39 protein-coding genes are annotated in these 23,469 nt (G+C 50.7%); 31 read left to right on the top strand and 8 right to left on the bottom strand.

Annotated features, from left to right (window positions below):
* The first annotated feature begins 243 nt into the window (after positions 1–243).
* The 4 genes from APU02_RS24585 to APU02_RS24570 are packed head-to-tail and all read left to right on the top strand — an operon-like array spanning position 244 to position 2,216.
* Positions 244–516 carry a helix-turn-helix domain-containing protein gene (locus APU02_RS24585; RefSeq protein ID WP_000356489.1) on the top strand — a complete coding sequence of 91 codons (273 nt, stop codon included), beginning with the start codon at positions 244–246 and terminating at the stop codon, positions 514–516.
* Positions 516–1,049 carry a transglycosylase SLT domain-containing protein gene (locus APU02_RS24580; RefSeq protein ID WP_000790610.1) on the top strand — a complete coding sequence of 178 codons (534 nt, stop codon included), beginning with the start codon at positions 516–518 and terminating at the stop codon, positions 1,047–1,049. Before APU02_RS24585 ends, APU02_RS24580 begins: the two co-directional genes overlap by 1 nt.
* 10 nt (positions 1,050–1,059) lie before the next feature.
* The gene (locus APU02_RS24575) at positions 1,060–1,668 is read left to right on the top strand and encodes a hypothetical protein (protein WP_000891157.1); all 609 of its coding nucleotides are present in this window, start codon (positions 1,060–1,062) and stop codon (positions 1,666–1,668) included.
* A complete protein-coding gene (locus APU02_RS24570) occupies positions 1,665–2,216 on the top strand; it encodes a FlhC family transcriptional regulator (RefSeq protein ID WP_001020646.1) in 552 nt (183 codons plus the stop codon). The genes APU02_RS24575 and APU02_RS24570 overlap by 4 nt, the downstream gene beginning before the upstream one ends.
* 59 nt (positions 2,217–2,275) lie before the next feature.
* Here the strand turns inward: APU02_RS24570 and APU02_RS24565 are convergent, their stop codons facing one another.
* From APU02_RS24565 to APU02_RS24560, 3 genes are read right to left on the bottom strand one after another with little or no spacing between them, the layout of a single operon-like run.
* The gene (locus APU02_RS24565) at positions 2,276–2,695 is read right to left on the bottom strand and encodes an H-NS family nucleoid-associated regulatory protein (RefSeq protein ID WP_000651490.1); all 420 of its coding nucleotides are present in this window, start codon (positions 2,693–2,695) and stop codon (positions 2,276–2,278) included.
* 1 nt (position 2,696) lies between these two features.
* A complete protein-coding gene (locus APU02_RS25655; RefSeq protein ID WP_000919078.1) occupies positions 2,697–2,990 on the bottom strand; it encodes a hypothetical protein in 294 nt (97 codons plus the stop codon).
* Positions 2,991–3,006: 16 nt separating this feature from the next.
* Complete coding sequence (locus APU02_RS24560; protein ID WP_000077457.1) at positions 3,007–3,990, bottom strand: ParM/StbA family protein; 984 nt, start codon at positions 3,988–3,990, stop codon at positions 3,007–3,009.
* 498 nt (positions 3,991–4,488) lie between these two features.
* On the opposite strand from APU02_RS24560, the gene mobI reads away from it, so the two are divergent.
* Genes mobI through APU02_RS24545 form a run of 3 tightly spaced genes read left to right on the top strand, consistent with a single transcriptional unit; the run spans position 4,489 to position 6,405 of the window.
* Positions 4,489–5,028, top strand: coding sequence for a conjugative transfer protein MobI(A/C) (gene mobI, locus APU02_RS24555; RefSeq protein WP_001447712.1), 540 nt, complete (start codon positions 4,489–4,491; stop codon positions 5,026–5,028).
* A 4-nt stretch (positions 5,029–5,032) separates the two neighbouring features.
* The gene (locus tag APU02_RS24550) at positions 5,033–5,320 is read left to right on the top strand and encodes a hypothetical protein (RefSeq protein ID WP_000127321.1); all 288 of its coding nucleotides are present in this window, start codon (positions 5,033–5,035) and stop codon (positions 5,318–5,320) included.
* On the top strand, positions 5,305–6,405 hold the full coding sequence (locus tag APU02_RS24545) for a RepB family plasmid replication initiator protein (RefSeq protein WP_001348532.1): 1,101 nt from the start codon (positions 5,305–5,307) through the stop codon (positions 6,403–6,405). The genes APU02_RS24550 and APU02_RS24545 overlap by 16 nt, the downstream gene beginning before the upstream one ends.
* A gap of 1,036 nt (positions 6,406–7,441) precedes the next feature.
* Here APU02_RS24545 and APU02_RS24535 read toward each other — a convergent pair.
* On the bottom strand, positions 7,442–7,876 hold the full coding sequence (locus APU02_RS24535) for a hypothetical protein (protein ID WP_004201092.1): 435 nt from the start codon (positions 7,874–7,876) through the stop codon (positions 7,442–7,444).
* 17 nt (positions 7,877–7,893) lie between these two features.
* Positions 7,894–9,009, bottom strand: a complete 1,116-nt coding sequence (locus APU02_RS24530; protein ID WP_000946104.1) for a phosphoadenosine phosphosulfate reductase family protein — start codon at positions 9,007–9,009, stop codon at positions 7,894–7,896.
* A 267-nt stretch (positions 9,010–9,276) separates the two neighbouring features.
* On the opposite strand from APU02_RS24530, the gene APU02_RS24525 reads away from it, so the two are divergent.
* The 18 genes from APU02_RS24525 (at position 9,277) to APU02_RS24440 (ending at position 18,876) form a co-directional block, all read left to right on the top strand.
* Positions 9,277–9,885: a hypothetical protein gene (locus APU02_RS24525; RefSeq protein WP_000849069.1), complete on the top strand. Its 609-nt coding sequence runs from the start codon at positions 9,277–9,279 to the stop codon at positions 9,883–9,885.
* A gap of 4 nt (positions 9,886–9,889) precedes the next feature.
* Positions 9,890–10,411, top strand: a complete 522-nt coding sequence (locus tag APU02_RS24520) for a hypothetical protein (protein WP_000393783.1) — start codon at positions 9,890–9,892, stop codon at positions 10,409–10,411.
* Between the two features lie 2 nt (positions 10,412–10,413).
* A complete protein-coding gene (locus APU02_RS24515; protein ID WP_000648873.1) occupies positions 10,414–10,935 on the top strand; it encodes a hypothetical protein in 522 nt (173 codons plus the stop codon).
* A gap of 96 nt (positions 10,936–11,031) precedes the next feature.
* On the top strand, positions 11,032–11,505 hold the full coding sequence (locus tag APU02_RS24510) for a hypothetical protein (RefSeq protein WP_000057876.1): 474 nt from the start codon (positions 11,032–11,034) through the stop codon (positions 11,503–11,505).
* Entirely contained in the window at positions 11,471–11,809 is a 339-nt protein-coding gene (locus APU02_RS24505; RefSeq protein WP_342761341.1) for a hypothetical protein, read from the top strand. The genes APU02_RS24510 and APU02_RS24505 overlap by 35 nt, the downstream gene beginning before the upstream one ends.
* 4 nt (positions 11,810–11,813) lie before the next feature.
* Positions 11,814–12,668, top strand: coding sequence for a hypothetical protein (locus APU02_RS24500; protein WP_000539391.1), 855 nt, complete (start codon positions 11,814–11,816; stop codon positions 12,666–12,668).
* The gene (locus APU02_RS24495; RefSeq protein ID WP_000829617.1) at positions 12,668–13,627 is read left to right on the top strand and encodes a S49 family peptidase; all 960 of its coding nucleotides are present in this window, start codon (positions 12,668–12,670) and stop codon (positions 13,625–13,627) included. Before APU02_RS24500 ends, APU02_RS24495 begins: the two co-directional genes overlap by 1 nt.
* Positions 13,628–13,642: 15 nt before the next feature.
* Positions 13,643–14,503 carry a DsbA family protein gene (locus APU02_RS24490; RefSeq protein WP_000139696.1) on the top strand — a complete coding sequence of 287 codons (861 nt, stop codon included), beginning with the start codon at positions 13,643–13,645 and terminating at the stop codon, positions 14,501–14,503.
* A 33-nt stretch (positions 14,504–14,536) separates the two neighbouring features.
* The gene (locus APU02_RS24485) at positions 14,537–14,965 is read left to right on the top strand and encodes a hypothetical protein (protein WP_000591076.1); all 429 of its coding nucleotides are present in this window, start codon (positions 14,537–14,539) and stop codon (positions 14,963–14,965) included.
* Positions 14,966–15,022: 57 nt separating this feature from the next.
* Positions 15,023–15,382, top strand: a complete 360-nt coding sequence (locus APU02_RS24480) for a hypothetical protein (RefSeq protein WP_000422769.1) — start codon at positions 15,023–15,025, stop codon at positions 15,380–15,382.
* Positions 15,382–15,828 (top strand): hypothetical protein, encoded by a 447-nt coding sequence (locus tag APU02_RS24475; protein ID WP_000919343.1) that lies wholly within the window; start codon positions 15,382–15,384, stop codon positions 15,826–15,828. Before APU02_RS24480 ends, APU02_RS24475 begins: the two co-directional genes overlap by 1 nt.
* On the top strand, positions 15,825–16,343 hold the full coding sequence (locus APU02_RS24470) for a nitrite reductase (RefSeq protein ID WP_000210757.1): 519 nt from the start codon (positions 15,825–15,827) through the stop codon (positions 16,341–16,343). The genes APU02_RS24475 and APU02_RS24470 overlap by 4 nt, the downstream gene beginning before the upstream one ends.
* Complete coding sequence (locus APU02_RS24465) at positions 16,343–16,573, top strand: hypothetical protein (protein ID WP_000972665.1); 231 nt, start codon at positions 16,343–16,345, stop codon at positions 16,571–16,573. The genes APU02_RS24470 and APU02_RS24465 overlap by 1 nt, the downstream gene beginning before the upstream one ends.
* Positions 16,560–17,417: a hypothetical protein gene (locus APU02_RS24460; RefSeq protein ID WP_001167036.1), complete on the top strand. Its 858-nt coding sequence runs from the start codon at positions 16,560–16,562 to the stop codon at positions 17,415–17,417. Before APU02_RS24465 ends, APU02_RS24460 begins: the two co-directional genes overlap by 14 nt.
* Positions 17,418–17,442: 25 nt before the next feature.
* Positions 17,443–17,634, top strand: a complete 192-nt coding sequence (locus APU02_RS27055; protein ID WP_001270409.1) for a hypothetical protein — start codon at positions 17,443–17,445, stop codon at positions 17,632–17,634.
* Positions 17,635–17,636: 2 nt separating this feature from the next.
* Entirely contained in the window at positions 17,637–18,164 is a 528-nt protein-coding gene (locus tag APU02_RS24450; protein WP_004201083.1) for a thermonuclease family protein, read from the top strand.
* Between the two features lie 57 nt (positions 18,165–18,221).
* On the top strand, positions 18,222–18,494 hold the full coding sequence (locus APU02_RS24445) for an HU family DNA-binding protein (RefSeq protein ID WP_001043046.1): 273 nt from the start codon (positions 18,222–18,224) through the stop codon (positions 18,492–18,494).
* An 88-nt stretch (positions 18,495–18,582) separates the two neighbouring features.
* Positions 18,583–18,876, top strand: a complete 294-nt coding sequence (locus APU02_RS24440) for a hypothetical protein (protein WP_001239998.1) — start codon at positions 18,583–18,585, stop codon at positions 18,874–18,876.
* Positions 18,877–18,902: 26 nt separating this feature from the next.
* Here the strand turns inward: APU02_RS24440 and APU02_RS24435 are convergent, their stop codons facing one another.
* Complete coding sequence (locus APU02_RS24435) at positions 18,903–19,205, bottom strand: XRE family transcriptional regulator (RefSeq protein WP_000124640.1); 303 nt, start codon at positions 19,203–19,205, stop codon at positions 18,903–18,905.
* Between the two features lie 4 nt (positions 19,206–19,209).
* Entirely contained in the window at positions 19,210–19,560 is a 351-nt protein-coding gene (locus APU02_RS24430; RefSeq protein ID WP_000270043.1) for a type II toxin-antitoxin system RelE/ParE family toxin, read from the bottom strand.
* 162 nt (positions 19,561–19,722) lie between these two features.
* Here APU02_RS24430 and APU02_RS24425 point away from each other — a divergent pair, with 162 nt between their 5' ends.
* The 4 genes from APU02_RS24425 (at position 19,723) to APU02_RS24405 (ending at position 21,651) form a co-directional block, all read left to right on the top strand.
* Positions 19,723–20,271 carry a hypothetical protein gene (locus tag APU02_RS24425; RefSeq protein ID WP_001061573.1) on the top strand — a complete coding sequence of 183 codons (549 nt, stop codon included), beginning with the start codon at positions 19,723–19,725 and terminating at the stop codon, positions 20,269–20,271.
* 340 nt (positions 20,272–20,611) lie between these two features.
* Entirely contained in the window at positions 20,612–20,806 is a 195-nt protein-coding gene (locus APU02_RS24415) for a hypothetical protein (protein WP_000343597.1), read from the top strand.
* A 10-nt stretch (positions 20,807–20,816) separates the two neighbouring features.
* Positions 20,817–21,188, top strand: coding sequence for a hypothetical protein (locus APU02_RS24410; RefSeq protein WP_000516918.1), 372 nt, complete (start codon positions 20,817–20,819; stop codon positions 21,186–21,188).
* The gene (locus APU02_RS24405) at positions 21,181–21,651 is read left to right on the top strand and encodes a hypothetical protein (RefSeq protein WP_001281821.1); all 471 of its coding nucleotides are present in this window, start codon (positions 21,181–21,183) and stop codon (positions 21,649–21,651) included. Before APU02_RS24410 ends, APU02_RS24405 begins: the two co-directional genes overlap by 8 nt.
* Positions 21,652–21,665: 14 nt before the next feature.
* On the opposite strand, the gene APU02_RS24400 is transcribed toward APU02_RS24405, so the two are convergent.
* On the bottom strand, positions 21,666–22,001 hold the full coding sequence (locus tag APU02_RS24400) for a hypothetical protein (RefSeq protein ID WP_000683477.1): 336 nt from the start codon (positions 21,999–22,001) through the stop codon (positions 21,666–21,668).
* A gap of 96 nt (positions 22,002–22,097) precedes the next feature.
* On the opposite strand from APU02_RS24400, the gene APU02_RS24395 reads away from it, so the two are divergent.
* Both APU02_RS24395 and APU02_RS24390 read left to right on the top strand, forming a co-directional pair.
* Entirely contained in the window at positions 22,098–22,586 is a 489-nt protein-coding gene (locus tag APU02_RS24395) for a DUF1643 domain-containing protein (RefSeq protein ID WP_001273096.1), read from the top strand.
* 2 nt (positions 22,587–22,588) lie between these two features.
* A complete protein-coding gene (locus APU02_RS24390) occupies positions 22,589–23,086 on the top strand; it encodes a hypothetical protein (protein WP_000062185.1) in 498 nt (165 codons plus the stop codon).
* The last annotated feature ends 383 nt before the right edge of the window (positions 23,087–23,469 follow it).

Below are 23,469 nucleotides of genomic sequence, written 5' to 3'. Positions count from 1 at the left end.
ACTTTCCATTGCTATCGCAAAAATATCCGTATCCCATTGATTACTAAAAGTATTGTAACTTTGTTCCGTCGGTACAAAGTTAAGTGTATGTTTTTAAAGGTTTTTTATTGTTGACAGCATCATTATTTGGGCTTGTAAAGGCGCAAAATGTGTCAGTTTGTGACAATAGAAGAACTCTAAAAGCGTTCATCGAATAACGCACTTTTTGTATGGCTAACAACGCAGTTTAAAGGGTGGCAAACAATGGATAAATGCCAATTGATAGACATCCCAAGCGACCCAGAGAAGAAACGTGAGTGGATCAAGTACAAACTCAAGATCCAGGGGCTTTCTCTGGCCGCATTGGGCAGAAAACACAAAACATCTCGGCAGGTGGTGTCTACGGCACTCTATAAGCCCAGTCCACGCTGGGAACATGAGATAGCTACAGCTTTGGGTGTGAAGCCGTCTGAGATTTGGCCGGAGCGGTACGACGAAGAACACGAAATACCCCTCAGACATAAGGAGGCAAGCTGATGAAGAACAAAGCCAAGGCGCTAGTTCTGTCTGCGGCTCTCCTTTCATCAACAGCGAATGCTATTGACCTGAGCGGAACCATCTTCGACAAAGCAGCGAAAGCATATAACCTCGACCCTCTTCTAGTGTATTCGGTCGCATTGGCCGAATCTGCATCAGGGAGAGGTAATGGCTCTATAAGTCCTTGGCCTTGGACGCTTCGCGTTCCTGGGCTTCCTTTCTATGCTAAGTCGGAAGATCAGGCAAAGGCTAAGCTCGCTGAGTTTCAGCAGCAGTACGGTCGTGCCATTGATGTCGGGTTTATGCAAGTGAGCATCCGGTGGAATGGTCATAGAGTTTCTTCTCCAGCAGATCTTCTCGACCCAGAGACCAACGTCATGGTTGGGGCAGAGGTGCTATCAGAAGCCATTCAGTCATCTCCAAATGACTTGGAGCTTGGCGTTGGCCGCTATCACGCCTGGGAAGACGAAATCCGAGCCAGAAACTATGGTAGCCGAGTCTTGGCTATCTATCGCAACCTTCGTGATTTGTGAGGGGGGCGGAATGTTGGAACTGGATATTATTGGTGCGTGGGATGCAAGAGCCGTCAACCTCGATCAAGAAGAAGCTGATAGAAACGTCTACGAGTTCGATCTGACATTGTGGAACCTGCTATCCACTCTGGCAAAAGAACGTCCAGATGATGCGGCCTCACAATTTTCTTTGGGCATGGACACCGTTCAAAAGCTGTCACTGGCAACACCTTCCCAATTGGAAGCTCTGGCCTCTGGCGTGTTGATCTCTTTCAAACTCGAAACAGCAGAGCAGAACATCATCACGCGACTCTCTGGCGACTACGACCCTGTAGTTTTTATCAACCATAGTGTTGATGAATTTGATGCTGCCTACTGGTTGCTATTTAACCGCGTCGCATCGAGAGACCCGGAGATGGCAAAGGAAGTTTTCGGGGTTTCGAGAGAGCTTGCGGAGCTGGTGGCTAAGGCAACAGACAGCCAGTTGCGCCACATGTCTGGAACAACGGTTACGCATTTTACGCTTCGTTTTGCTCCGAGCATCATTGAAGAAATTCTCGATGACAGCCGGGAAGAGTTAACACACCCGGTATTGAAAAAACTGCAACAGTCTCTACAGGGACGTGGGAGGTGGAGATGAACATTGGCAACTCTGGTACATTGGGTCGCTGGGTTACAGCTCGACACATGGCCCTTGCTGGGTACATCACAAAAATCATCATGATCGAGACTGGCCTGACCTACAAACAGGTCAGACGGCTTTACCAGGATCTGGAGAGGGACGGATATACTCTGGAACGAAAATCCAGAACTTTCCGGGGTGGTGCGACACTGATTCATAGTCACACATCCAAGATACAGGCCTCTCTTCTAATGCAGCTCTACTTCAACATTGGTGGAGAAGCCGTGTTGCGGTCTGTGAACATCAAAGCCTTGAACAAGGCATTTAGAATGTATCACGCAATCCGCAAAGAAGTGCCCGGAATGAAAGGTGCTCGGTGGGCTCCGTTTGATATTACTGATGCCTGGTGTCTTGCTTCGGAGCTGAGAAGTGGGGACGCAATGCTGGAGGTGTGCGACAACTGCAAGTGTACGTACTTCACCTCTGTTAATCAAAGAACCTGCGTTGAATGTCCGTTCTGCAAAGAACAAGGAAGGCATGGTGGTGGGGAGAAAGAGTGTGCTTGAGTAGACTATGACATTTCGGACCAGAAGATGAGCGCCCAAACTTTGCGGCGCTCATTTTTTTACTTCTTCTGTGGGATACGGTAGCGCTCCAGCTCGACAGCTCCCAACCCCTTGAAAGCATCCGGGCGACGTCCTTGCCCACTCCACGAAACTCCGTCTTTTGAATATTTAGCATTATCAGGTTCTGATCTGCTCGTGAACATTTCGTTGAGCAAGCCGATGTCCACACCGCAGGATTCCATGTCGCTCATTATTCGCTCAGCCTGAGCTCGCTTTTCTTTTTCTTCTTCTTCTCGCTTTTTGTACTCTTCCTCCAGTTCATTGAGAACGCCCTTCATTCTGTCAATGATCTCCCGAACTTCATCTAACGGGAGTCCTCGCAACAGGGTGCGAATGCGGCTTTTACGCTTTAACTCTGCGATTATTAACTCTCTACGTTCAGCCGCTGATAGCGTAGAGAACTCCTCGTGGTCTTTCATGTCATACGGAGCCCATCAGTTTTCCTTTAAGTGAATCACGTTGAGAGTTCAGTTTTGCGTCAGTCTGCACTGGCGAATTTTGATGCTGTGCAGGTTGACTCTCTGAACTCTGTTGCTCAAAAGACCCAATGTTGCCAGAAAATCGAAGAGAATAAAGACCCAATAGAGCAAGGGCGCGGAGCCGATCACTACGCGCCTTATGCTGCATCTGGGACAGTTCACGATAGAGCTCCGGAAAGGCTTGCTCCGATATGTTCAGATTAGATATTTTTCCATCCCATTTGCTACCAGCCACAACGACCTCCTATCTATCAGCCGCAGAACCAGAAGCCCCTGGCATTGGATGCCACGGATTCGTTGGGCAGTACGATCCTGCTCTTAGGGAAAAGCTCCTTGGCCGCATCTTGGTAAGCCTCGGCACCGCCGCCAGCCAGCAGAACTACGTCAGCATCCATCCCGTCCTCACGCATTGACTTCCGCATAGGGATCAAGGCGTTTTGAGCGACTTTGGTTGAGGCTTTCTTGAAGTAGTCTTTGATCGATACCTTTTCACCGTAGAGGAAGATTTCGGCCTTACCGGCACGAATAGCTTTCTCGATCTTTTCGATGCCAGGGGCACCGCCGTGGTCTTCCTGAATTAGCCGGTCCGTTTCCTGTAGCAACACCGACATCGCCTTGAGGCTGGTGCCAGATGAGTGATAGCGGACCTCTCCCTCTTCAAGAGCTACCCAGTCTACAGAAAAGAACCCAGGGTCAATTACAACGGTTTTTCCTCCCTGGATAATCTCCAGGAGGTCTTCATCTTTGGTTGAACTTACAACATCCATGTAAGCACCGGCAGGTTGAGGTACAACCACGACAGACTTAACCGCTACCGATCGTTTTGGCGTGATCTGGTGTTCGCCCTCAAGCCGAGCTTTCAACGCCTCTCTGCGCTCTACGTCCATGTACTGACTAACAGGCAGGCCAGTCACCAGCACATCGATCTCCTTCTGCTCGGACATCAGGAGTGCAGCGTAGAAAAGAGCCTTGTATGGATTGGTCGAAGGATAGTCGCCGTGAAGCTCACGCTCCCATCCTTGCAATCGGTCAGGCTCGACGCCTGCAACCCATTTCTCTCCATCAATCACAACCTGAATGCAGGTCCCTGCACCGCCAGTTAACTGTTGTGGCATCAGTTCCAATGGACCTGCCCCCACCGGCATGACGACTGTGCGAGCTTCCTCACCTTTATACCCCATTGCCATTTTCAGGTTGGAGTAACCAATATCCAAACCCAGAACAAATTGACTCATGAAATCCTCCAAAGATTGCTTTTAGATTGCTTTTCGATTGCTTGCCGCGTGTTGGATAGAGAATAAGGCTAAAAGCGGGGACAGATGGCCTGTGTAATTGCCCAAAAGGGGCATATAGGTTGCTTTTCGGTGGCTTTTTGATCGTTGAGTAAGGGAACCTATGGGAACGCTGCACGGATAGGCTCAGATAAACAGACCTTACCCTCGCATCGAGAACCGCTTGCCCTCCAGCATCGAGAGACGGTGGTAAAGAGGCATTTGGAATCTTTGATGCCATATCCAATATATCTGGAATCTTTACATATAGATTCATATTTAAAGAGGCTGTGAAAGAATAAGAGCATCAAGATTCCAGATAGATAGAGGGAAATTTGACAAATTCCAAAGATGGGTTAGCCTAGTGACAGAACTAGATTCCAGTATTGGAATAATCAGCTTTAAATTCCAGATAGATAGTTATGTGGATAGGAATTGGATAGGAATTGGGAGGGTATTGAGGTGAGTCTACCAACAGAGCGATGGCTAGATCTGCTAGATCCGAAGCTCGAAGAAGAACGATCCGAGATAACAGAGGATCTGCTAGAGGCAGAGGGACGAGAGTTTGTTGCAGAGGTACGGAGCAAACTGGATCACGCCTTAGCGGTTCTTGCTGTCGAGGCGCAGCAGGAAGCGGACATGTACTGGAACGCGCACAAATCAGCGCGTGAAGAAGCGTCAGAGGACGAACAAGGGCGTGTCGGTACACGGGTTCGCATTCTAGGCGTATCACTCGTTGCAGAGTGGTATCGCAACAGATTTGTCGAACAAGTTCCCGGACAAAAGAAAAGGGTTCTATCGACACATATCAAGAAGGGTCGCGGTCATGCCTACAGCATGTCGCACTTCAAGAAAGAGCCTGTCTGGGCACAAGAGTTGATCCAGCAAGTTGAAACCAGGTATGCCGTGTTAAGACAACGCGCCACTGCCTTAGCAAAAATTCGCCGGGCGCTAAACGAGTACGAGCGCCAGCTAAACAAGACACATAGCGACGAGGTGTGACAACATGACAGCATCTGTAGCGGCCACTGAATTGGCGAAACTGGGGAAATGTGAAGCGATGATCAAGAAAGTCGCCAGCCATCCTCGCCCTGCCCTGTCAAAGCGCCCACAATCGCCACAGGGGACAGATAGCACCCTTCGGGGTGAGTTCGCTCATTTCCGATATGAAGCGGCAGCCCTGCGTTTTATGAGCGGCACTGCGGGGGCTAAGCGTCGCATCTACCAGCTAGTGTTTTCAGCGACGGTAGCAGCGGGAGCATTGACAATGCTGGCGGCATGGACCACCAGCTAGAAAGTATCGACGGAACAATCATGAGCAAGAGAACCAAAGACAAAGACCTGGAGAAACTCGACGTAATCAAAGACTCACCGCAAATGAGCCTGTTTGAGATCATTGAATCTCCGGCCAAGAAAGACGACTACTCCAACACCATCGAGATCTACGATGCGCTGCCGAAGTACATTTGGGACCAAAAGCGTGAGCATGAAGATTTATCCAACGCTGTAGTGACACGACAATGCACCATCAGAGGCCAGCATTTCACGGTGAAGGTGAAGCCAGCCATCATCGAGAAGGATGACGGAAGAACCGTGCTGATCTACGCGGGACAGCGAGAGGAAATCCTTGAGGATGCTCTACGCAAGCTCGCAGTGAACGGGAAAGGCCATATCATCGAGGGCAAGGCTGGAGTCATGTTCACTCTGTACGAACTCCAGAAAGAGCTCTCGAAGATGGGTCACGGTTACAACCTGAACGAAATCAAGGAAGCAATCCAGGTTTGTCGTGGCGCAACACTCGAATGTATCAGTGATGACGGCGAAGCCTTCATCAGCTCCAGCTTCTTCCCGATGGTGGGACTTACCACCAGAGGTGAGTTTCGCAAGAAAGGCGGGAACGCCAGGTGCTATGTGCAGTTCAACCCGCTGGTAAACGAATCGATCATGAATCTGTCGTTTCGTCAGTACAACTACAAAATCGGAATGCAAATCCGCTCCCCTCTTGCACGGTACATCTACAAGCGAATGAGCCACTACTGGACTCAAGCATCGCCAGATTCGCCGTACACGCCATCGCTTATCAGCTTCCTGACACAGAGCCCTCGTGAATTGAGCCCACGGATGCCGGAGAACGTCAGAGCTATGAAGCTCGCTCTGGAGGCCCTCATCAAACAAGAGGTCATAAGCGACTACGACGCGAACCAGATCAAGGATGGCCGCAGAGTCATCGACGTGCGGTACGTCATAAGGCCTCATGAGAACTTCGTGAAGCAGGTGATGGCGTCCAACAAGCGTAAGCAGCAGACAGAGCTACGGGCCATCAAGCAAGGCATGATCGACCACGACATCATTGATGAACCCCAGCGTAAGGGGAGGTAGCCACCAGAAGCTCCCAATACCCCAGGGAAAAGAAAGATAGGCGCGTCAGCGCCTTTTTTTATGCCAGAAGAAAGCGCACAAGGTACGCCCACAAGGAAAGACCGGAAACGGAATGCCTCCGCATATGGGGGAGCTGCACGGATAGAGCGAACGTGACCCCAGATGCTTCGTGGGCTGAGGCTCGATATATGGGAACGTTGCACGGTAGTTGCAAGCCGAGTCTCAGTATCGTGCAAGCGTAAGCCACGACGAAGGATAAGTGCCATGCTGCTCCAGTGGTTCCCGTAGAGTGGTTCCCGTAAGGTATTGATAGTTAAAGGGTGAGGATGTGGGGGACCTGCACGTTATGAGATTTGATATGTGGGTACGTTGCACGAAAGCAGGTTCTGAACCTCTCGATATATGGGAACTCTGCACGATTGACGAAGCAGAACAAAGATTGACAGATCAGGACAAACCTAAAAAGGCAGTCAAAATGACTCCAATAGTCCATAAAGTGATCGTGCTCACATAAAAAGAGGCCAAAAGTTATCCACATTTCCTGTGCATAAACGGGGTTTTGGTATGTGGGAGCGCTGCACGATCACATGTGGGTACGCTGCACGGAGCAAAAAACGACCAAAATTGATATATGGGAACGTTGCACGTTAAGAAGAGAATATATGGGCTGACTGCACGTATAACCTTAGACATGTGGGAACACTGCACGAACACCAGTTCTGATATGTGGGAACGCTGCACGAAAGCTCTGTTTTGTAAGGATTTTGTGGAAAAAAAAGGGGTTCCGTGTGGATAACAGTGGATAAGATCCAAGGGTATGTGGGGGCGTTGCACGGCAACCTATGGGTTCGCTGCACGGCAACCTATGGGTTCGTTGCACGGAATAAATATGAAAATGCCAGCAATATCAATGCGTTGAATGACAACTCAGAGCGCCTAACCTGTTTTTAACCGCTTTTAATCCTTTATACAAAGATCTAAAGATCTTTATATTTATCCTTTTGATCGCTGAGCAAAAAATAATCAACACTGTTTTTTAGAGAAAAGTCTCGTATGCAAGGCCGAACAGGACGAGTATCACTAACAAGATAAGCATCGACAGCACAAAGTAACCAGACTCGTACACCACAGCTTTGATCACAGAAACGACGCTGATCGATCTTCCAGAGATCCTCCCGATGATCCAGTGAAACGCAACGAACGAACCAAGCCCACAGATCAGCACCACCGCTACGGAGACAAGTGCATGTTCCCTCAGGACAGACTCACTAAGGAAACCATACTGCATCCCCATCAATACAAGCCTGCCAATGCCAAACCCCAGACCCAATGCAACAGCTCCACGAACCAGCACAACCTTCAACGACTGGAGCCATGTCAGTTCAAGATCCATCCCCTTACGGGAAGACCGACGCACCAGCACCATAGATATGCCCAGCCCCAAAAACACCAAAAAAACAAAATCCAACATTACCACCTCTGCACAAATCAATCAGAACCACAGGCCTCTCGGCCAAATGCGCCACCAGGGAGAACCCACTTCTGCCCCTCCGGCACAAAAATCGGGAGCGTGTAATCCTCTCTGGATACCTGCTCCAATGCCTCAACATCACTAATCTGTATCGGCGCAACAGCAGAACCTAAATCTATTACGTCGATTTTTTTTCTTGATACCGTCACACCAAAGGTTTGTTCATACTGAGCAATCTTCCCAGCTCGTTCAGGCCAGTAGTGACGGATAGTGGACCAGATACGCTGTGAGTTGTAGATGCAGGTCATACACGAAGACCGGCTCCAACCAAGGCGATAAGGGACTGGGGCCAGAATGCGGTGACGCTCGATTACTTCCCATACCTCTTCCTCAGTCCAATGAAGAACGGGCCTCCAGGCATCAACTAACCGTGCAGTCTTCCCATATCTTCTGTCACAGGCATGAGCCTCAAGCTGGTTGTACTTGGATCTGTTTGCACTTTCCTCCCGGCGCTCACCAGTGATGAAAAGGATCTTCTTCCCCTTGAAGCGCTCCTGGTTATTAAGAGCTCTGCGGCCAACATCGATCTTCAAGGCTGATGAACACCACCTTGTTTGGAGTGATGGCGATTGCTGAGGGAAACGAAGGCGTGTACCAGGCTTAGAGCGCTTATGGTCTCTAGGCAGCACCAGAAGCCCCTCAGGCGTCTCTACACGATGGGGGTGGCTATAGGCATTGTCTTTGAGCATTTCGCCCTCAAAGCCGCCCTCAAGCCACGAGAAGTACATTGGGACACCCAGTTCTTCCCCGAGCTGACGACAGTAATCACGCATGAAGGCCCAATCCATCAACGAACTACCTTCCTGACCATCAACATCATGGTGCCAGAACTCCACCTTTGACTTATCAACACCCATGTCCACCAGCCGCAAGTACGCAGCAATCGAGTCCTTGCCTCCAGACAGGCAAACAATGATGTGGTCGTACAAACTCAAGTCCACATCCGGCGCTGAGAAGTACGTTGTTCTATCGTCACAACGCTGACTGGAAGATATACCGGTAAGAACCGACTCCAGTGATGGCAACACCACCTGGTCATCGAACAAATCTCCTTGGTTTTCTCGTCTCAACATAAGTCGCTCTTTTTTCTTTACTGGGTTGTTTTTATGATTTACAGTATTATAAAATGATGCTGTGAAAAGTAAAGTTTTCAGAACGACCAGTCACTCAGGAGAACTTGATAAGCACCAGAAAGCAATCTAAAGGTGGTTTTTCGGTGAGGTTAGTTCAGGGGCAACCTGTCTTGCTGATTGAAAATCATCAAGAAGTGGTTTTTTGGTGTGGTTACGGTTTGAGGGGGTGAGTATGTGGGAACGTTGCACGGTTAAAGGGGGCCGCACATGAAAACGATAAAGCGGTTCATCGTATGGGTGAATTACGGTCTTGAGGGTTGGAGCATTTTCGGATCGAGCGATGACTGGGATGAAGCGGTATCCATCCGTTCGGAAGCGATAGACGAATGCAATATTGATGAGGAAGACATCATCTTGGCAGAAAACAAAAACGAGCTGGTGGTAAAACCTGCGGCCAAGCAAATGACGGAGTGGCACCGGGAACTGGAAGCCGTCCTTATGACCTTGGATGACTGCCAGATGGAATGTGACGGCATGACATGGGCAGTAAGCCACCTACTCAATGACGCGGGTGTACCTCATGACTGCATGTATGGTTTTGTGCGAAACGAACAGACCAAGGACATCGTGACACCGCATTTCTGGGTTGTCCTGGATGATGGGTGGTTGGTGGATCTGAGGCTACGCATGTGGCTTGGCGATCACGACAACATTCCTCACGGGGTATTCCATCCCGATAACGAGCCAGGATTTTTCTACAAGGGAGACCCCGTTCAAAACCATAAAGGGATGAGACTGGGCAAAGCCGTCCTGGACATCATGACCGACGGAAAAATTTCACATGTGAAAGTTCCTGAACGACAAGACGGAGAGTAATAGCGTGGAATTTGATTACGACAAGTCAGTATCAAACGCACATCTTGAGGCCGCAGGCTGGGGTATGGATGCCTTTAATCACTCCAACCCATTTGAGAGCCATGTCATCTATGTGCGTGACTACCGCAACGATCACATCCGCCTGTTCACCATCAAGAAGGCTGACTTCGACACGATAAAGCTGCCGCTTCACCTTACCTCCGACATGCTGGCTTCGGTGATCGCTGAGTTCGTATCGAAGGCAGCAAAAGGGAAGTTGAATACGAAGGAGTCCGATACGCTGGCTCCTGCCTTGGTTGGCTATGCCAAATCAACAGAAACCTACCGGAGCTGGCGGAGAGTGTCTGGAACAACAGAGCGATTGCATATGGTCATCAATATCTACGCGGGTTCTGGATTGCTGAGACCTTTCATCGCTCGGGCTCCTGAGACCGTCCTGACGACCCAAGAGCTACTGGTCTTCTCATCACAGGTTAAGAACATGGATGTATCCAATCATCCAGAGTGGTTTAGGGGCCTGAGGTAGTCATGAAGGCAGTTCTCTGGATATTCGTCCTTATCATTGCACCTTTCGTCATTGCGAAAGTGGACCAGTGGCGCAAACGCGGCATTGGAGACACCTGGGCGTGGTGGAAATCAGAGAACATGCCTTATGAGCTGCGCTCGGCCACTCTGTTTTTATCCGAACAGGACATATCAACCACACAGCCGGTGCCCATGCACGGCAGGGTTGATCAGGTGTACAAAGCCAAGAATGGGGTTCTCATTCCCTTGGACACCAAGCTGCGCCAGGTAAACCACATCTATGAGTCGGACATTATCCAGCTCTCGGTTTACCGGGTAATTCTGTCACACAAGTACAAGGCACCCGTTGCCAAGTACGGCTATGTCCGAACCGTTGTTGAGACAGCGGACGGGGATAGAGTCCGTTACATCAAGACAAACCTTCTCAGCGAAAAAGAAGTGGTCAAGTTGTGGCACCGCTATCAATCCATCCGTTCTGGTCAGGTAAAAACCTCCTGTTCCTGTGGCGGAAAGTTTCACATGTGAAAGTTCTGGATTGAATTAGGGTTGCCCGAATTGGGCAGCTAGGCGGGGTTGCATTTTTGAAAAGTCCTGTACGCTGGTTGGTATAGGAGGTGAATAGTGGCCCAGCTTAAACATAACCGCTTCGTCATGTTGGGGTCCTTGGTAGCGACGGTCGTAGCTGCTGCGAATGGCTTGAGTTTTCTCACCCTTATGGCTGGTGGAATGACCCTTATCCAGTTCATGGCTTGGAAGCAACAAGATGCTGTCCGTAGCCGGTTTAAAGCTGCGAAGGATGCGTTTGAAGCGTTGAACGTTATTGCGTTCGACAAGCACTGGGTAGGTTCAACCGCGACGGTCGCCAAAGTGTCGAACATGATCACTCCGCCCGAACGACTGGATAAGCCCTGGGCGGTGCAAGTTCTGGCCGTAACCAAAGGTGGGACGTGGTTCGCAGTGGATCTGCAAGTGACCGGCACTGACAAGGTTCAGATGCTTAGCCTCCACCAGCTTAGTGAAAAGGCGGCAAAGACCATGCTGGCCTTCGACCTCGAAGTGTATGAAAAATTTTTCGGAAAACCTGATGTTGCATGAGGACAATGTGATGGAAAAAGTCAAAAGCGTAGATGCCGTGGAGTTCACGGCAGCAGATAAGAAGGCGATGACCCATGCGGCATACGCCCAGTGTTTCTTCATTCTGGCCCAAGTGATGGCATTCCCTTCCCTAGGGGTGGCTGGCGCTATGGTTGCTGCTCTGTGCGGCATGATGCCGTGGTTGACCAAGTTCGCCAAAGAGGCTCCATCGAAAGCCTTTGGCATGGTGATGGCTTCACTCTGCCTTGCTCCTGTGTACGGGAAACTCTGTGAGCTGGTGGTCCACGCGATTCAGGGAGCTTGAGCTTATGGGGGTAGTACGAGTTCCCTACCTCTTGGCTGAGCTGAAAGAACGCGGATGTGCTGATGAATCTGCTCTGGCGCAGGTTATGCAGCCTGGATGCCGAATTGGAGAGGAAGACCTACGGAAGTTGGCCGCAAATTTAGGGCTTGAAGTTTCTGAGCTGGCACCAGCGCCAGAGAACGCGGCCAACACCCGGTTCAAAGCAAAGCTGAGAGGAGGTTTGGCCTCCTTTCTTTTTGAGTACGACGGCTGTTTCCGACATGCCGAAGGCTCCAGCCATGCAGAAATGTTGGGTATCGAGCAAGAAGACGATATTGGTCTTCCGAGTCGAGCTGCTGACGCCATGCTCCTGGAAAAGATGCTTTACCAGGTAATCGCTCGGGCTAAGTACATGCTCGGCAAAATCGACAGCAAGTTTGTCAGGTCAGAACAAGCAATCGAGTTCCGTGAGCAACTTGCTCCTGGGATCTTCAGGCCAGGGTACAGAGGTTTCCGATTCAAGGAGGCTGCCGCTGGTGATTTGCCTACAGTCATGATTGACGGTCGGAAGTTCAATTGCGTTGCCAGTATAGCCAGAGCGCATGGACTTGATCCGGTAACGGTGCGTAGGCGCATTGCGGACACAAGGAAGGCCGCAGACAAACTCTCCAATGATGAGTGGAAACTCATCCTCGCCAAGAAAAAAGGTAAAGGGAAACCCTTCACCTATCTGGACAGGACCTACAGCAACATTGCCCAGTTCTGTCGTGAGCATCAGCTCAACACCAACCTTGTTTACCAGAAAGTCAAAGACCGGGCTGATAGCGCTGATGAAGAGTTCTGGGGACAGATAATCGAAACATGCAAAAGGAAAGACTAATGGCAGAAAACAAAGAGATCCCCTGGGAGAAAGAGCTCATTGAGAAGTACATGTTCACCCTGCATAAAGAGCAGGTGAAAGACCGGCGCTGGCGGACCATGTTGCGTGTGCTTCGCGCATCAGGTTTCGTGCTTCTCATGATCGGCTTCATCATTTTGGCATCTAATCCGGGTGGGATGCCGTGGCAAAGCGCCAAGGCTGGAGCCCCTCACACCGCGTATATCAACATCCGTGGTGAAATTGCTGCTGGCACACTGGCCGATGCTGATCACCTTATCCCGTCCATCCAAGCAGCATTCGACAACCCGAATTCACAAGCTGTCGTGCTTCGCATAAACAGCCCTGGCGGTAGCCCGGTTCAAGCAGGACGGATTTATGAAGAAGTGAAGGCGCAGCGAGCCCTTCATCCGGAGAAAAAGGTCTACGCCATCATTGATGACATCGGTGCCTCTGGCGGTTATTACATCGCCTCTGCTGCGGATGAAATCTATGCTGACCGCGCCAGTCTTGTCGGTTCTATCGGCGTCATTAGCTCAGGGTTTGGATTCACCGGCTTGATGGACAGGCTCGGCATCGAGCGCCGGGCAATCACTTCCGGAGAGCACAAAGCGCTTCTCGACCCATTCTCCCCTCTTACCTCTGATATGAAGAAATTCTGGGAGGGCGTTCTATCGAAAACCCACCAGCAGTTCATCGAACGAGTGAAGGCTGGGCGGGGTGATCGACTGAAAGACGCCCCAGAGGTGTTTTCTGGATTGCTCTGGAACGGGGAGCAGGCCAAAGAAATTGGGCTGATTGATGGCCTGGGGAGTTTGAACTCCGTGGCGCGAGACGTCATCCACCAGAGCAACTTGGTGGACTACACACCAACCGAAGACATCATCCGGCGACTGACCCAACGAGCGAAGCTCGAAGCCAGTTCCTTCGTGCAAGAACTCAGCGCTGTGAAAGTTTACTGATAGGAGCAGTTTGACATGACAGAACAAAGTACCAAATCACTACGTCTCGGGGTTTTTGCCGCCATTATTTTGGGGCTCGTAGGAACCGGGTTCGGAATCTACCAGCTCGTGAAAGAGAAGGATCTGGCGCAAGAGATCGCCAACGTGAAGTCCACGGTCAACCAGGTGAAAGATGCCGAAGGCGTCACCTTCAAAAGCAAGGCAGAGTTTGAGGCTGCTGTGGCCGAAAGCATCAATAAGTTTGTCGCGCAGAAACAACAAGCCGACATCGATCAGAAGTATGCCCAGTTCGAGGCGGCACCTGAAAAGGTCGAAGACGGCAAACACATCTATGGGGACCTTGGTGCCCGATTCACGCTGGTGGAGTTCTCTGATATGGAGTGCCCCTTCTGTAAGCAATTCCACGACACGCCCAAGCAAATTGTGGATGCCAGTAAAGGCAATGTGAATTGGCAGTGGAAGCACATGCCTCTCGACTTCCATAACCCGGCAGCTCACAAGGAAGCGTTGGCCGCTGAATGTATTGCTGAACAGAAGGGCAACCGTGGCTTCTGGGTCTTCGTGAATGAGATTTTCCATCACAGCAAAGGCAACGGTGCCGGTGTTTCTGACTTGGCCTCTGTTGTCACGGGTGTTGGTGCTGATCTGGATGCTTTCCGTGAGTGTCTCAGCTCTGGCAAGCACGAAGATAAAGTTCAAGCTGACATCCAGAAAGCCAAGAGTTACGGCGTTAATGGTACTCCAGCAACCTTTGTTGTAGACAACCAGACAGGCAAGAGTCAGCTACTCGGTGGTGCTCAACCGGCACAAGCCATCATGGCGGTGATGCGAAAAATGATGATTGAGTCGCAACAAGACGACTCAGCGAACCAATAAAAACTTTCACATGTGAAAGTGGAGTGAGAACTGATGATCAAGATTACAACTAAATTGGGGTGCCTTCTGGCGGGGCTGCTTGTCCTGTCGGCTTGCTCAAGCGTCCCTCAGACAAGCAACGAATACACGAAAGCCCTGGATGATACCAAACAGGTATGTGCTGCCTGTGCTCTGGTTGGTAATGACCTGCTGGTTGCCCTCAACAAGTCATGCGACAAACCCATAACCCCGGAGACTCTAACCAGCGTCATGAACAGTAACTCGATGTTTGCCGCCATGATGGCAATTAACTCCATTGGTGGAACCGACCTTTATCAGGTTTACCGTGATGCGGCTATCGACACCCTGCGATGCAATGAGATGGACACTTGGCCTGAACGGACCAAGGTGCGTTTCCAGCAGCCCGACATGCAAAAGGCGCTGGCCTTGAGGGTTTCTGTCAGACAGCAGAATGCAAATTAACTTTCACATGTGAAAGTCAGGTCCCTCAGGGGCCTGATTTCACTATGAGGTGTACCAATGGAGTTACAAGAAGCAAAAAATGCTCTCGATAGCCTTCACCCCCACAAGGCCTCAGCCCCTTTGAGGCTTGTCATCCACCAGCCTGGAGGGATTGGTGGAACCCCTACCGTAGGGGTGAAAGCAATTCATGCTGGGTTTGATTGGGACAGCAACACCATCCTGATCTACCCGGAAGAGCAGCTCACCCGGTTGACGCCGGATGAGGTCGCCGCCATCACGAAGTCAGTATCGAAGGGACAGTCCTGGCATTCATATCAGCAGTTCAAGAAGTATCGGGAGCAGTTGGCCGAAGCCACGGAGGAAATTAATAGGCTCAGGGCTGAGCTGGGCAGGTATCAGAATAACGGGAGGGGGTAATGCTAAAACGCGGAATTATCAATCTCGCTGCTAGTTACATCATTGTTGATGCCCTACTCCGGAATGCAGCAATTTGGATCTTTGGCTTGTCCTTCTCCATTGGTGGCACTTACGTCGCTGGCGAGGCCAGTACATGGGGCGTTTACCTAGCCACTTCTGGTGCAATGACACTCTGTTCTGTCGTAACAGCCTACCTGCTCGTGACCTATCACCGCTGGGGGCTGATGACGGCCAGGGTCTGGCTGCTATTGAGTGCCTGCCTAAACGGCTATGCCGTCTATTTGAGCAGCCACAACATCCAGTTGGTGGTGGCACTGCTTTCCAGCCTGTTTATTGCTTTGTGGATGCTCAAGACCCTTGAGCAACCAGCAGTGAAGGGGACGTACAAGGTAATCGCTGATCTTCACCGTCAGCTATGGGGAATGTTGAAGGGACAAACACAATGACGACGAATACTCAAAACGCGAACGCCAACCAGGTTCGGTCTTTACGCGACATGCTTGTCCCCGCCCTGTTGTTCTATGTGGTGATGACGGCCATGTTTGTGGGTCTTGACGCATTCATGGATAAACCCACCAGCATGAACCTGCCATTTATGCCGTTCCTTGTCTCGATGGTGAGTTTTACCAGTGACGCACGTCGAGCGTGGGACTGGCGGAACGGGACCAAGGTTGTGGCCGTATTGACTGCGGTAGCCATGCTGTTGGCATTCATCTATCAACTCGCGGTCGGAGAGGTAAATCTCTTAGGGGTTGGTATATACCCGGCCACAGCCATCCTTCTGTTGGCAATCACCTGGGTGATTCGCGCTATCGGAAAGACGGCTCCTTTCCAGTTCCTGGGGAGACACCTGGCGCGGTTTGGTGCATCGAAGTGGGTCCAGCGTACCGCCGCAGTCATTGTGCTCGCGGGTGGCCTTGCCATCACTGTCTATGCCTACTGGCTTAACCACGGGAGCTGATGATGATCATTGCAACGAAGAGCGGCTTGCTGGTGGCCGCAGAACTAATCAAGGAAGAGGCCGGGTACTGGCTACTACAGCCTCGTGACCAAAAGACGCCGGTCAGAGTGAATAAGCAAGATGACAATAAACGCGCTTTCACGCATATGGGAGACGCCCTTCGCTGGGCAGGTGATCCTGAGCTTGCAAAGCAGTTCGATGCCGAGGGGGAAGAACATGCAAATTCGTGACTACATGACAAAGTTGTTTGAAGCATTTGGTGATGTAGAAGAAGTCACCCGAGAAATGCTTCTGGAGCAGGCGGAGCTCATTCATACGATCAGCGATAAGTGTCAGAGCACAGGCCTGTTTCTGGATAGTCAGGTTCGTTTCAACCAGTTCGTTCAAGAGATTGAGGCTGACGACAATGTAGAGGATCGGTTGCTTCATGCTTGGTGCTGGGTAATGGACCGAATAGTGAAGGCACCAACATCCTTTCACATGGATGGGGCTGTGATTTTGACAATGCCTCTGGTCGCCAGATACCTGCCACCAGTTGAACGGGAGCCGGAAACCATCGTGGTGAATCTCGATGAGGACTACAAGGCTCCTGTAGGCAACCAAACACTCTGCGAGCTCATTATGGAACGGAGGCATTGGCCGCAAGGTGCAACGTGCGCGACCCAAGAAGCGGATGGTGAAATCCTCTACTGGGACGCCCCGGTTCAGGTAGTAGAGGAAGGCAGAAAGGCCGCTGGCAAGCATGGCATGATGGCTGAAATAGGATTAAAGCATCAAGTAGACTTTTGGTTTTCTGACATGGCCGAAACTCGGCTCGCAACCGATTGGAACACCGCCGTCATCACACCTCACTGCTTGCTACTTTCCTATCTTGATGTGCTCCAAAAGAACAAAGTGCCGTTTGATGAGGGGGTGCGGCTCGCTGCCGAATGGGTAACGCAACTTGGTGGGGAGTCTCGTAAAGATACCGAGGAAGAGCCGGAAGCTGATGCTACGGTGCTTTCCCTTGGGCGAGCCACAGCTCATTGCTTTAAACCTTATCCGGACACACAAAATTTCTATTACGAGGCCTAAGCCTCACCCAAACAGGAGGATCAACATGCGATACCAGGTATTTAAAACGAAGGAAGGGGGCCTGCCGGTGTTTACTGCACCGTGGTACTGGTTGGCCTCTGCCATTGCTCACTGGTCATCTCTTAACTGGGATGCCTGTCGAATCGTAGACAGCAAGGCGGATAAAACAATGCTCTGCTGGGCCAAGGCTCTACCGGCTGCAAAAAAGATGGAGTGATTATGAGGTTCGGTTTTGCAAAAAAGACGGGGATTTCAGCGTTCCTATCAGCAATGCTGGTGCTGGCTCCTCATGTGTGGGCAGAGACCTTCACTGCAAAGGTTGTGGGGGTGTCTGATGGTGATACGGTCAAAGTGCTAACGGAACAAAGCTGCGATACCGGAAAAGACTGCCGGAGTGGCAAGATCCAGTACCGAGTAAGGCTCGCGGAGATCGATACTCCAGAGAAAAAGCAGCCATACGGCTCAAAGGCGAAGCAGGCCTTATCAGATCTGGTGTTTGGTCGAATGATCAAAGTGGAGCAAATCGACAAAGACCGTTATAGCCGCCTGGTTGCCAATCTCTATGTCGATGGCAAATGGGTCAATGCCGAAATGGTCCGTTCTGGGAGTGCGTGGGTGTACCGGCAGTACGCCAAAACACCGGAGCTGTTCAAGCTGGAGACCGAGGCCAAAGCCGATAAGCGAGGTCTCTGGGCATTACCGGAATCGGAGAGAACTCCCCCTTGGGAGTGGCGAAGAAAGCACTAACCACACCCCAGAGTATGCAGGTGTAAACAGTAACCAAGAAAACAAACAGGAATAACGATGAACAAAAGCGAACTGATTATGAAAGTGGCCGAAGACGCTGATATTAGCAAAGCAAAGGCCGAAGCTGCGGTAAATGCGCTGATCAACTCAGTGAAAGAGGTGCTTAAAGCGGGTGGGACAGTAGCGCTTACTGGGTTTGGTACTTTCCACGTTAAGGAACGCGCAGCGCGAACCGGACGGAATCCCCAGACTGGAGAGAACATCCAGATCGCGGCGGCCAACATTCCTGGGTTCAAAGCTGGTAAGGGGTTGAAAGACTCCGTGAACTAGATCTTAATCATGTGACACATGAATAAGGTTTACATAAGGCTCCTTTCGTGGGAGCCTTATTCATATCAGACATGAATAAGGGGGCGGAATGAGGTTGTCGTCAACTCAAAAGGACGTTTTGTTCATTCTATACGCAATTGAGGCCGGTGGAAAAGCCGAGCCTGTACCAGGTGTAAAAATACTGGAGATGATCAACTCAGCTCGCCAGAGCGGTATTCATGGAACGAACTTCCGAACGTCATGCCACACGCTGGTGGAGAATGGCCTGTTGAACAAGTACCGGAATGCTTCTCTAAAGCTGGCCTTTAGGCTGACCGACGATGGCAGGGAACGTGCAGGAGAGATATACCGCAAACGGCTGGAGGAAGTGCAAGATAAGTAATACGCCCCATAACGGGGCGTATCGAGTTAAACGGCAAAGCCGTAGTGGGTGCCGTCCGGAAGTTCAACATCGAGGCGTAGCTTGCCACCGGAGGCCTCAACGTACCGCTTAATGGACGACAGCTTGAGATCTCGTCCAGGTTTTTCCATCTCGGAGACTGTCGGCTGTCTCACACCCAGAGATGCAGCAATTTCCCCCTGGGTAAGGTTCATGCGATCACGAAGCTCTGCCAAGTGGATGTTCAGTAACATCTCAGTGGCCGCTTTCTGTGCTTTGGCAACAACCTCAGGCTTTTCTGTTGCCAGCATTTGGTCAAGAGTTCTTGCCATAACGTCACTCCTTCTTCAATTTATCCAAGTGCGCCGCAAACTCGCGGTCTGCAATTGGGATCATTACTTCATAAAACCTTTTCTCGTCCCCGGTCTTGTTACCGGCGCAGAGAAGAATCCCCTTACGCTTTGGATCGAACGCAAAGAATGCCCTGATAGGATCTCCTTTGCTTTGGACCCGCAGCTCTTTCATGTTGCTGTAGGATGAACCGTTAACAGTATCCGCGTATGGTCTCGACAGCATGGGACCTCTATCTCGCAGCACCATCATCGAAGCCAGCACGTTGGCTCTATCGGTATCATCCAGTGCATCGAACCACTCATCAAAGGTGTCAGTTGTCTCGATGACCCACATGGTTTCTCCTTACTTAATATAGGTGCAATCCTATATAGATTCAAACCTATAATCAAGAAAAATCGGCGGCTATGGGGGACGAAATGCCGGTAAGTAGTCATGTGACTAAAATAGGGGGTAGAATAGGCCTCAATATAGTCATGTGACTAAAAGGTGTACTGAATGAACAACCTGCCCCTACTGCTCGACGCAAGAGAAGCCATTGACTACTACCACCAGCATCCAGACATGACTGATGCAGAAAAGGCCTATGTGGTCGCGTTCCTAAGCGGAGAGGGGCGCTCAAACAGTCAGATCAGAGAGGAACTGGGGATTGAGAAGGTATACACGGTTACACACCTGAAACGCGCCGGTACGCTGTCGGAGGAAGAGCTCACACTCTGGCTCAGAAATCCACGCAAGATCACCCTGGGACATGTGAGAGCCGTGGCTAAGTTACCTATCAGCAAGAGAGAAAAGCTCCTGAGGGATCTCCTGCATACCAGGACACCGGTTCATACATATGAGGCGATAGCGAAGGGCAAAGAAGTGGATAGGGATGCTGACATTAAGCGTCTGGAAACCCTGATGAGCGATGCGACGGGTAGGCCCATCAAAATTCGCTATAACCCCGCGAAGCGCTCCGGGGAGCTGACGCTGGGATTCTTCACGCTCGATGACCTGGATGACGTGTGCAAGGCTCTGGGGTTTGATCCAAGCGAGCAGATGTAAACCAGAAAACTTTCACATGTGAAAGTCTTGCAAGGTGTCTTTTTATTGTTTACAGTATCATAAAATGAATCTGTAAAGGTGCGCGATGAATGTGCTTCCAACGAAAAGCTGGCCTTGGGCGTTATAACTCAACCAGACCTGAGTGGCTGGCGGCGTACCGAAACGCAAGATGTATGAGAAGCTCAGGTAAAGAACCTGATGCTTCTCTTTCCGGGATAGCTTGGAAGGCGCAACTCATTGTTGCCCATGAAAGAGGCAGAATTGACAGCCTGGCTGTCCCTTTGGATGCCAGATTGATAGCAAAGAACCTCATCGACGAGATCCTTGCTGAGGAGAACTGATGGACGAAAAAATTACCTACGAAGAAATGCTTGAACAACTCGACCAGAAAGGCATCCGCGTCACCAACGGGGCGAGACGGCTTTATGTCGCGTTGAACAACGGAGTCAAAGCTGAGGTGCTGGGTAACTGCGGTCCCGCCACAATCAGCTTGGTTGACGGGATGATTGTTGTGGAAGAGCAGACTCTCCACTAAGGGCAGCAGCATGGGCAAAAAAGTACACATCATTTGTGGAAAGTGCGGCAGTGACGAGATGAACTTTGTCATCAATGGACACTGTCCAGACGATCCCCAGAATGTTGCCAGTATGTCCTGCTCAAATTGTTGCGAACTGACAGGCATAGCCGAGTGGTCGGAATTTAATGGACGTGAGCTGAAAGGTGAAGCCGTCGCCCTATCAACACCGGCAAACGTGAATGCTCTTCTAGGATTGCTTCGCCAGGCGATGGACAGCGTTGAGTATCGCCTCTATGGCGGGGGCATGTCATTGAGCGGTAATGATGCTGCCGAACTCATAGACCTCCAGGAGCGAGCTGAGAAGGTCTTGTCTGTTCTTCGGAGTGATCAGCATGAGTGATTTATACGAACCGCTTGAGTTTGTGTTCTGCGGCTTTAGGAAAGGGGACGCTGGGCTCTTTATCTCGGTAGCCACTTTGCGCGATGGTGTTTTAGGCCGTGAGATGTATTTCTCAAAGGGAAAAAGCAAAAGGCGCTGGGTTGTCGGTGGCATTTACTCAGGGGCCTCGTTTTCGGACAACGGAGCAAAAGGTCTGGATGATGCTCATTACGTTAAAGCATGGGAAGTGCAAGGCGACAAGATAGAGTGGCAAGCAAAAAGCGAGCAAGCCGAAGCCTTGGCGCGAAGCGAGAAACTTGAAGCCGACGATAGGAAGCGCAATGAACTCGAAGAGCTGATGCTACCCATCAGGAAGCAATATGGGGCATTAACAAAGCGACGTGATAGGGCAGGGGCCGCAGCTCTTGAAGAAGCTGTCCTGAGAGCGCTGAGAGCGCCCATCAGGAAGGCTGAGGAGAAATAACCGTGGAGCCAGTCTTAGCTAAAGCATTCGCCGGTTTTAAAGTCGTAGCTGTAAGTGCCCATCAGATTGGCTTTTCGGCTTTTTTTGCCATTGGTGTTTGCTGGCGCTTTAGGGGTCGCAAGTACGCCATAGAACAGGATACCAACAAGTGCCGCTTGCCACGCGAAAACAGCAACCAGAATCCAAAAAGCAGCAGCCAGAACCGGCAGTTTGTGCAGAAGGTTGAGCACCGGCTTGGCCCAAATCACTGCCGGGATAGCCAGCACTGCGTAACCCCAGTTGGTTGCCTCAAGCATAGCCAGGCCAAGAACAACAACAGCCATCAGCGCGATATTCAGTACATGTTTCATGGTCATCTCTCCTTTTCAACTTACACTTTTATCCTATCACAGCATTAAAAAATGCAACTGTGAAAGGGCGTTTTTCATTCAAAAAGAGGTGACACTTTGAGTGCAATTATCAGCAAGTGCGGCATGTACAGATACCGTCTGGAAAGGGATGTGCAACCCGAAGGCCTTGTGTTCGGTTATTTTGGTGTAAACGGCTCTACGGCCACGGCCACCGAGGACGATCACACGGTCAGAAAGTGGATAGGGTTTACCAAGGTCAACGGAGGGAGGCGATTCATAGTCGGTAATGCTTTTGCTTTTCGGGCGACCGACGTTCGAGAGCTGGCTACGGCGGTTGATCCTGTCGGGCCTGAAAATGAAATCCACTTGGAAAGGATTATTCGGGATGCTGATGTCTTGGTGCCCTGCTGGGGGAGCCGAACTAAGCTGCCTAAGTCTTTGCATGTTCATTTGGACAGGCTTTTAGAGCAGCTCGTTGCATCTGGGAAGCCGGTATTGGCATTTGGCGTGACTGGTTCGGGGGACCCGAAGCACCCACTAATGCTTGGATATTCGACAAAACTTGTGCCCTGGGGAGGAAAATAATTATGTCGATGCTTGAAGCACGTTACTTCGTGGCAAAGATAAGCGATGCACAGGCCGTGCTCTGCGATGAGGAGCTGGCGACACTGGAAAGGCTGATCCGGAAGGTTGATGATGGCCGCAGAGCAAATGGCAAGAGCTCGCTTACTTGCGTTGTTGTCGAAGAAGATTGGCCGAACTGGCAGCAAACGGTTGACTCTGTACTTTCACTTGCTGACGGGAAAGACAACGATTGGACCAATGCCACACCAGAACAAATCAAGGCCTTTTGGGTCGATGACTCAGTTTGGAAAACTCTGGATGGCCGGGATAAATGGATTGAAGATCTCGACCTGCTGGTGGACGGTTCCCCGGTGGCTTCTGAGTGGGAACCTTTTGGCTTGGAATCAGGGCAGTCTGTCGTCATACGAGGCGGATGGATAGAAGGGAATGCCTTGAGTGATGATGGCGTACCGCTAGTGCAGGCATTCGTCGCTTGGAAACAGGGCCAAGACAACCACTAAAGGAAAATTACTTCGGAAGGGCGGCTATGGCCGCTTTCTTTTTAATATTTACAGTATCACATAATGATACTATGATGTTGTTAATTTACTTGGGGAGGCGCTTATGCTCACTGCTAAATGTATAGGGTGCGGATGCACCGATGATCACGCTTGTGTTGAAAACGGTCAACCGTGTCACTGGCTTCGCGTGAATAGAGTGGAAGGTATCGGGGTCTGCTCTTCGTGCCCGGATGCTCTCAATCAATTCGCATCGACCAGCCAGGAACAAGCAACTGGACAGGATGACTACCGGAACAGTCCAGAATGGAAGGATTTTTCATCACGCATTGGTAATGCACTATGCGGGGGCCGGAGCAAAGCAAAGTAAGGTAAAAACGGCTATG

It is taken from the genome of Citrobacter sp. 50677481, assembly GCF_001463265.1.
Lineage (GTDB): Bacteria > Pseudomonadota > Gammaproteobacteria > Enterobacterales > Enterobacteriaceae > Citrobacter_A > Citrobacter_A sedlakii.
This window is presented reverse-complemented; position numbering and strand designations above follow the sequence as displayed.

What these genes read in the sequence shown, in the direction of transcription:
- APU02_RS24580 (WP_000790610.1), top strand. Translation starts at nt 516, where the DNA reads ATGAAGAACAAAGCCAAGGCGCTAGTTCTGTCTGCGGCTCTCCTTTCA.
- APU02_RS24470 (WP_000210757.1), top strand. Translation starts at nt 15,825, where the DNA reads ATGACGACGAATACTCAAAACGCGAACGCCAACCAGGTTCGGTCTTTA.
- APU02_RS24515 (WP_000648873.1), top strand. Translation starts at nt 10,414, where the DNA reads ATGAAGGCAGTTCTCTGGATATTCGTCCTTATCATTGCACCTTTCGTC.
- APU02_RS24535 (WP_004201092.1), bottom strand. Translation starts at nt 7,876, where the DNA reads ATGTTGGATTTTGTTTTTTTGGTGTTTTTGGGGCTGGGCATATCTATG.
- APU02_RS24505 (WP_342761341.1), top strand. Translation starts at nt 11,471, where the DNA reads ATGAAAAATTTTTCGGAAAACCTGATGTTGCATGAGGACAATGTGATG.
- APU02_RS24490 (WP_000139696.1), top strand. Translation starts at nt 13,643, where the DNA reads ATGACAGAACAAAGTACCAAATCACTACGTCTCGGGGTTTTTGCCGCC.
- APU02_RS24545 (WP_001348532.1), top strand. Translation starts at nt 5,305, where the DNA reads ATGGACCACCAGCTAGAAAGTATCGACGGAACAATCATGAGCAAGAGA.
- APU02_RS24465 (WP_000972665.1), top strand. Translation starts at nt 16,343, where the DNA reads ATGATGATCATTGCAACGAAGAGCGGCTTGCTGGTGGCCGCAGAACTA.
- APU02_RS24415 (WP_000343597.1), top strand. Translation starts at nt 20,612, where the DNA reads ATGGACGAAAAAATTACCTACGAAGAAATGCTTGAACAACTCGACCAG.
- APU02_RS27055 (WP_001270409.1), top strand. Translation starts at nt 17,443, where the DNA reads ATGCGATACCAGGTATTTAAAACGAAGGAAGGGGGCCTGCCGGTGTTT.
- APU02_RS24440 (WP_001239998.1), top strand. Translation starts at nt 18,583, where the DNA reads ATGAGGTTGTCGTCAACTCAAAAGGACGTTTTGTTCATTCTATACGCA.
- APU02_RS24525 (WP_000849069.1), top strand. Translation starts at nt 9,277, where the DNA reads ATGAAAACGATAAAGCGGTTCATCGTATGGGTGAATTACGGTCTTGAG.
- APU02_RS24495 (WP_000829617.1), top strand. Translation starts at nt 12,668, where the DNA reads ATGGCAGAAAACAAAGAGATCCCCTGGGAGAAAGAGCTCATTGAGAAG.
- APU02_RS24390 (WP_000062185.1), top strand. Translation starts at nt 22,589, where the DNA reads ATGTCGATGCTTGAAGCACGTTACTTCGTGGCAAAGATAAGCGATGCA.
- APU02_RS24425 (WP_001061573.1), top strand. Translation starts at nt 19,723, where the DNA reads ATGAACAACCTGCCCCTACTGCTCGACGCAAGAGAAGCCATTGACTAC.
- APU02_RS24460 (WP_001167036.1), top strand. Translation starts at nt 16,560, where the DNA reads ATGCAAATTCGTGACTACATGACAAAGTTGTTTGAAGCATTTGGTGAT.
- APU02_RS24570 (WP_001020646.1), top strand. Translation starts at nt 1,665, where the DNA reads ATGAACATTGGCAACTCTGGTACATTGGGTCGCTGGGTTACAGCTCGA.
- APU02_RS24410 (WP_000516918.1), top strand. Translation starts at nt 20,817, where the DNA reads ATGGGCAAAAAAGTACACATCATTTGTGGAAAGTGCGGCAGTGACGAG.
- APU02_RS24405 (WP_001281821.1), top strand. Translation starts at nt 21,181, where the DNA reads ATGAGTGATTTATACGAACCGCTTGAGTTTGTGTTCTGCGGCTTTAGG.
- APU02_RS24565 (WP_000651490.1), bottom strand. Translation starts at nt 2,695, where the DNA reads ATGAAAGACCACGAGGAGTTCTCTACGCTATCAGCGGCTGAACGTAGA.
- APU02_RS24530 (WP_000946104.1), bottom strand. Translation starts at nt 9,009, where the DNA reads ATGTTGAGACGAGAAAACCAAGGAGATTTGTTCGATGACCAGGTGGTG.
- APU02_RS24575 (WP_000891157.1), top strand. Translation starts at nt 1,060, where the DNA reads ATGTTGGAACTGGATATTATTGGTGCGTGGGATGCAAGAGCCGTCAAC.
- APU02_RS24560 (WP_000077457.1), bottom strand. Translation starts at nt 3,990, where the DNA reads ATGAGTCAATTTGTTCTGGGTTTGGATATTGGTTACTCCAACCTGAAA.
- APU02_RS24585 (WP_000356489.1), top strand. Translation starts at nt 244, where the DNA reads ATGGATAAATGCCAATTGATAGACATCCCAAGCGACCCAGAGAAGAAA.
- APU02_RS24445 (WP_001043046.1), top strand. Translation starts at nt 18,222, where the DNA reads ATGAACAAAAGCGAACTGATTATGAAAGTGGCCGAAGACGCTGATATT.
- APU02_RS24500 (WP_000539391.1), top strand. Translation starts at nt 11,814, where the DNA reads ATGGGGGTAGTACGAGTTCCCTACCTCTTGGCTGAGCTGAAAGAACGC.
- APU02_RS24430 (WP_000270043.1), bottom strand. Translation starts at nt 19,560, where the DNA reads ATGTGGGTCATCGAGACAACTGACACCTTTGATGAGTGGTTCGATGCA.
- APU02_RS24435 (WP_000124640.1), bottom strand. Translation starts at nt 19,205, where the DNA reads ATGGCAAGAACTCTTGACCAAATGCTGGCAACAGAAAAGCCTGAGGTT.
- APU02_RS24475 (WP_000919343.1), top strand. Translation starts at nt 15,382, where the DNA reads ATGCTAAAACGCGGAATTATCAATCTCGCTGCTAGTTACATCATTGTT.
- APU02_RS24450 (WP_004201083.1), top strand. Translation starts at nt 17,637, where the DNA reads ATGAGGTTCGGTTTTGCAAAAAAGACGGGGATTTCAGCGTTCCTATCA.
- APU02_RS24550 (WP_000127321.1), top strand. Translation starts at nt 5,033, where the DNA reads ATGACAGCATCTGTAGCGGCCACTGAATTGGCGAAACTGGGGAAATGT.
- APU02_RS24400 (WP_000683477.1), bottom strand. Translation starts at nt 22,001, where the DNA reads ATGAAACATGTACTGAATATCGCGCTGATGGCTGTTGTTGTTCTTGGC.
- APU02_RS24485 (WP_000591076.1), top strand. Translation starts at nt 14,537, where the DNA reads ATGATCAAGATTACAACTAAATTGGGGTGCCTTCTGGCGGGGCTGCTT.
- APU02_RS24480 (WP_000422769.1), top strand. Translation starts at nt 15,023, where the DNA reads ATGGAGTTACAAGAAGCAAAAAATGCTCTCGATAGCCTTCACCCCCAC.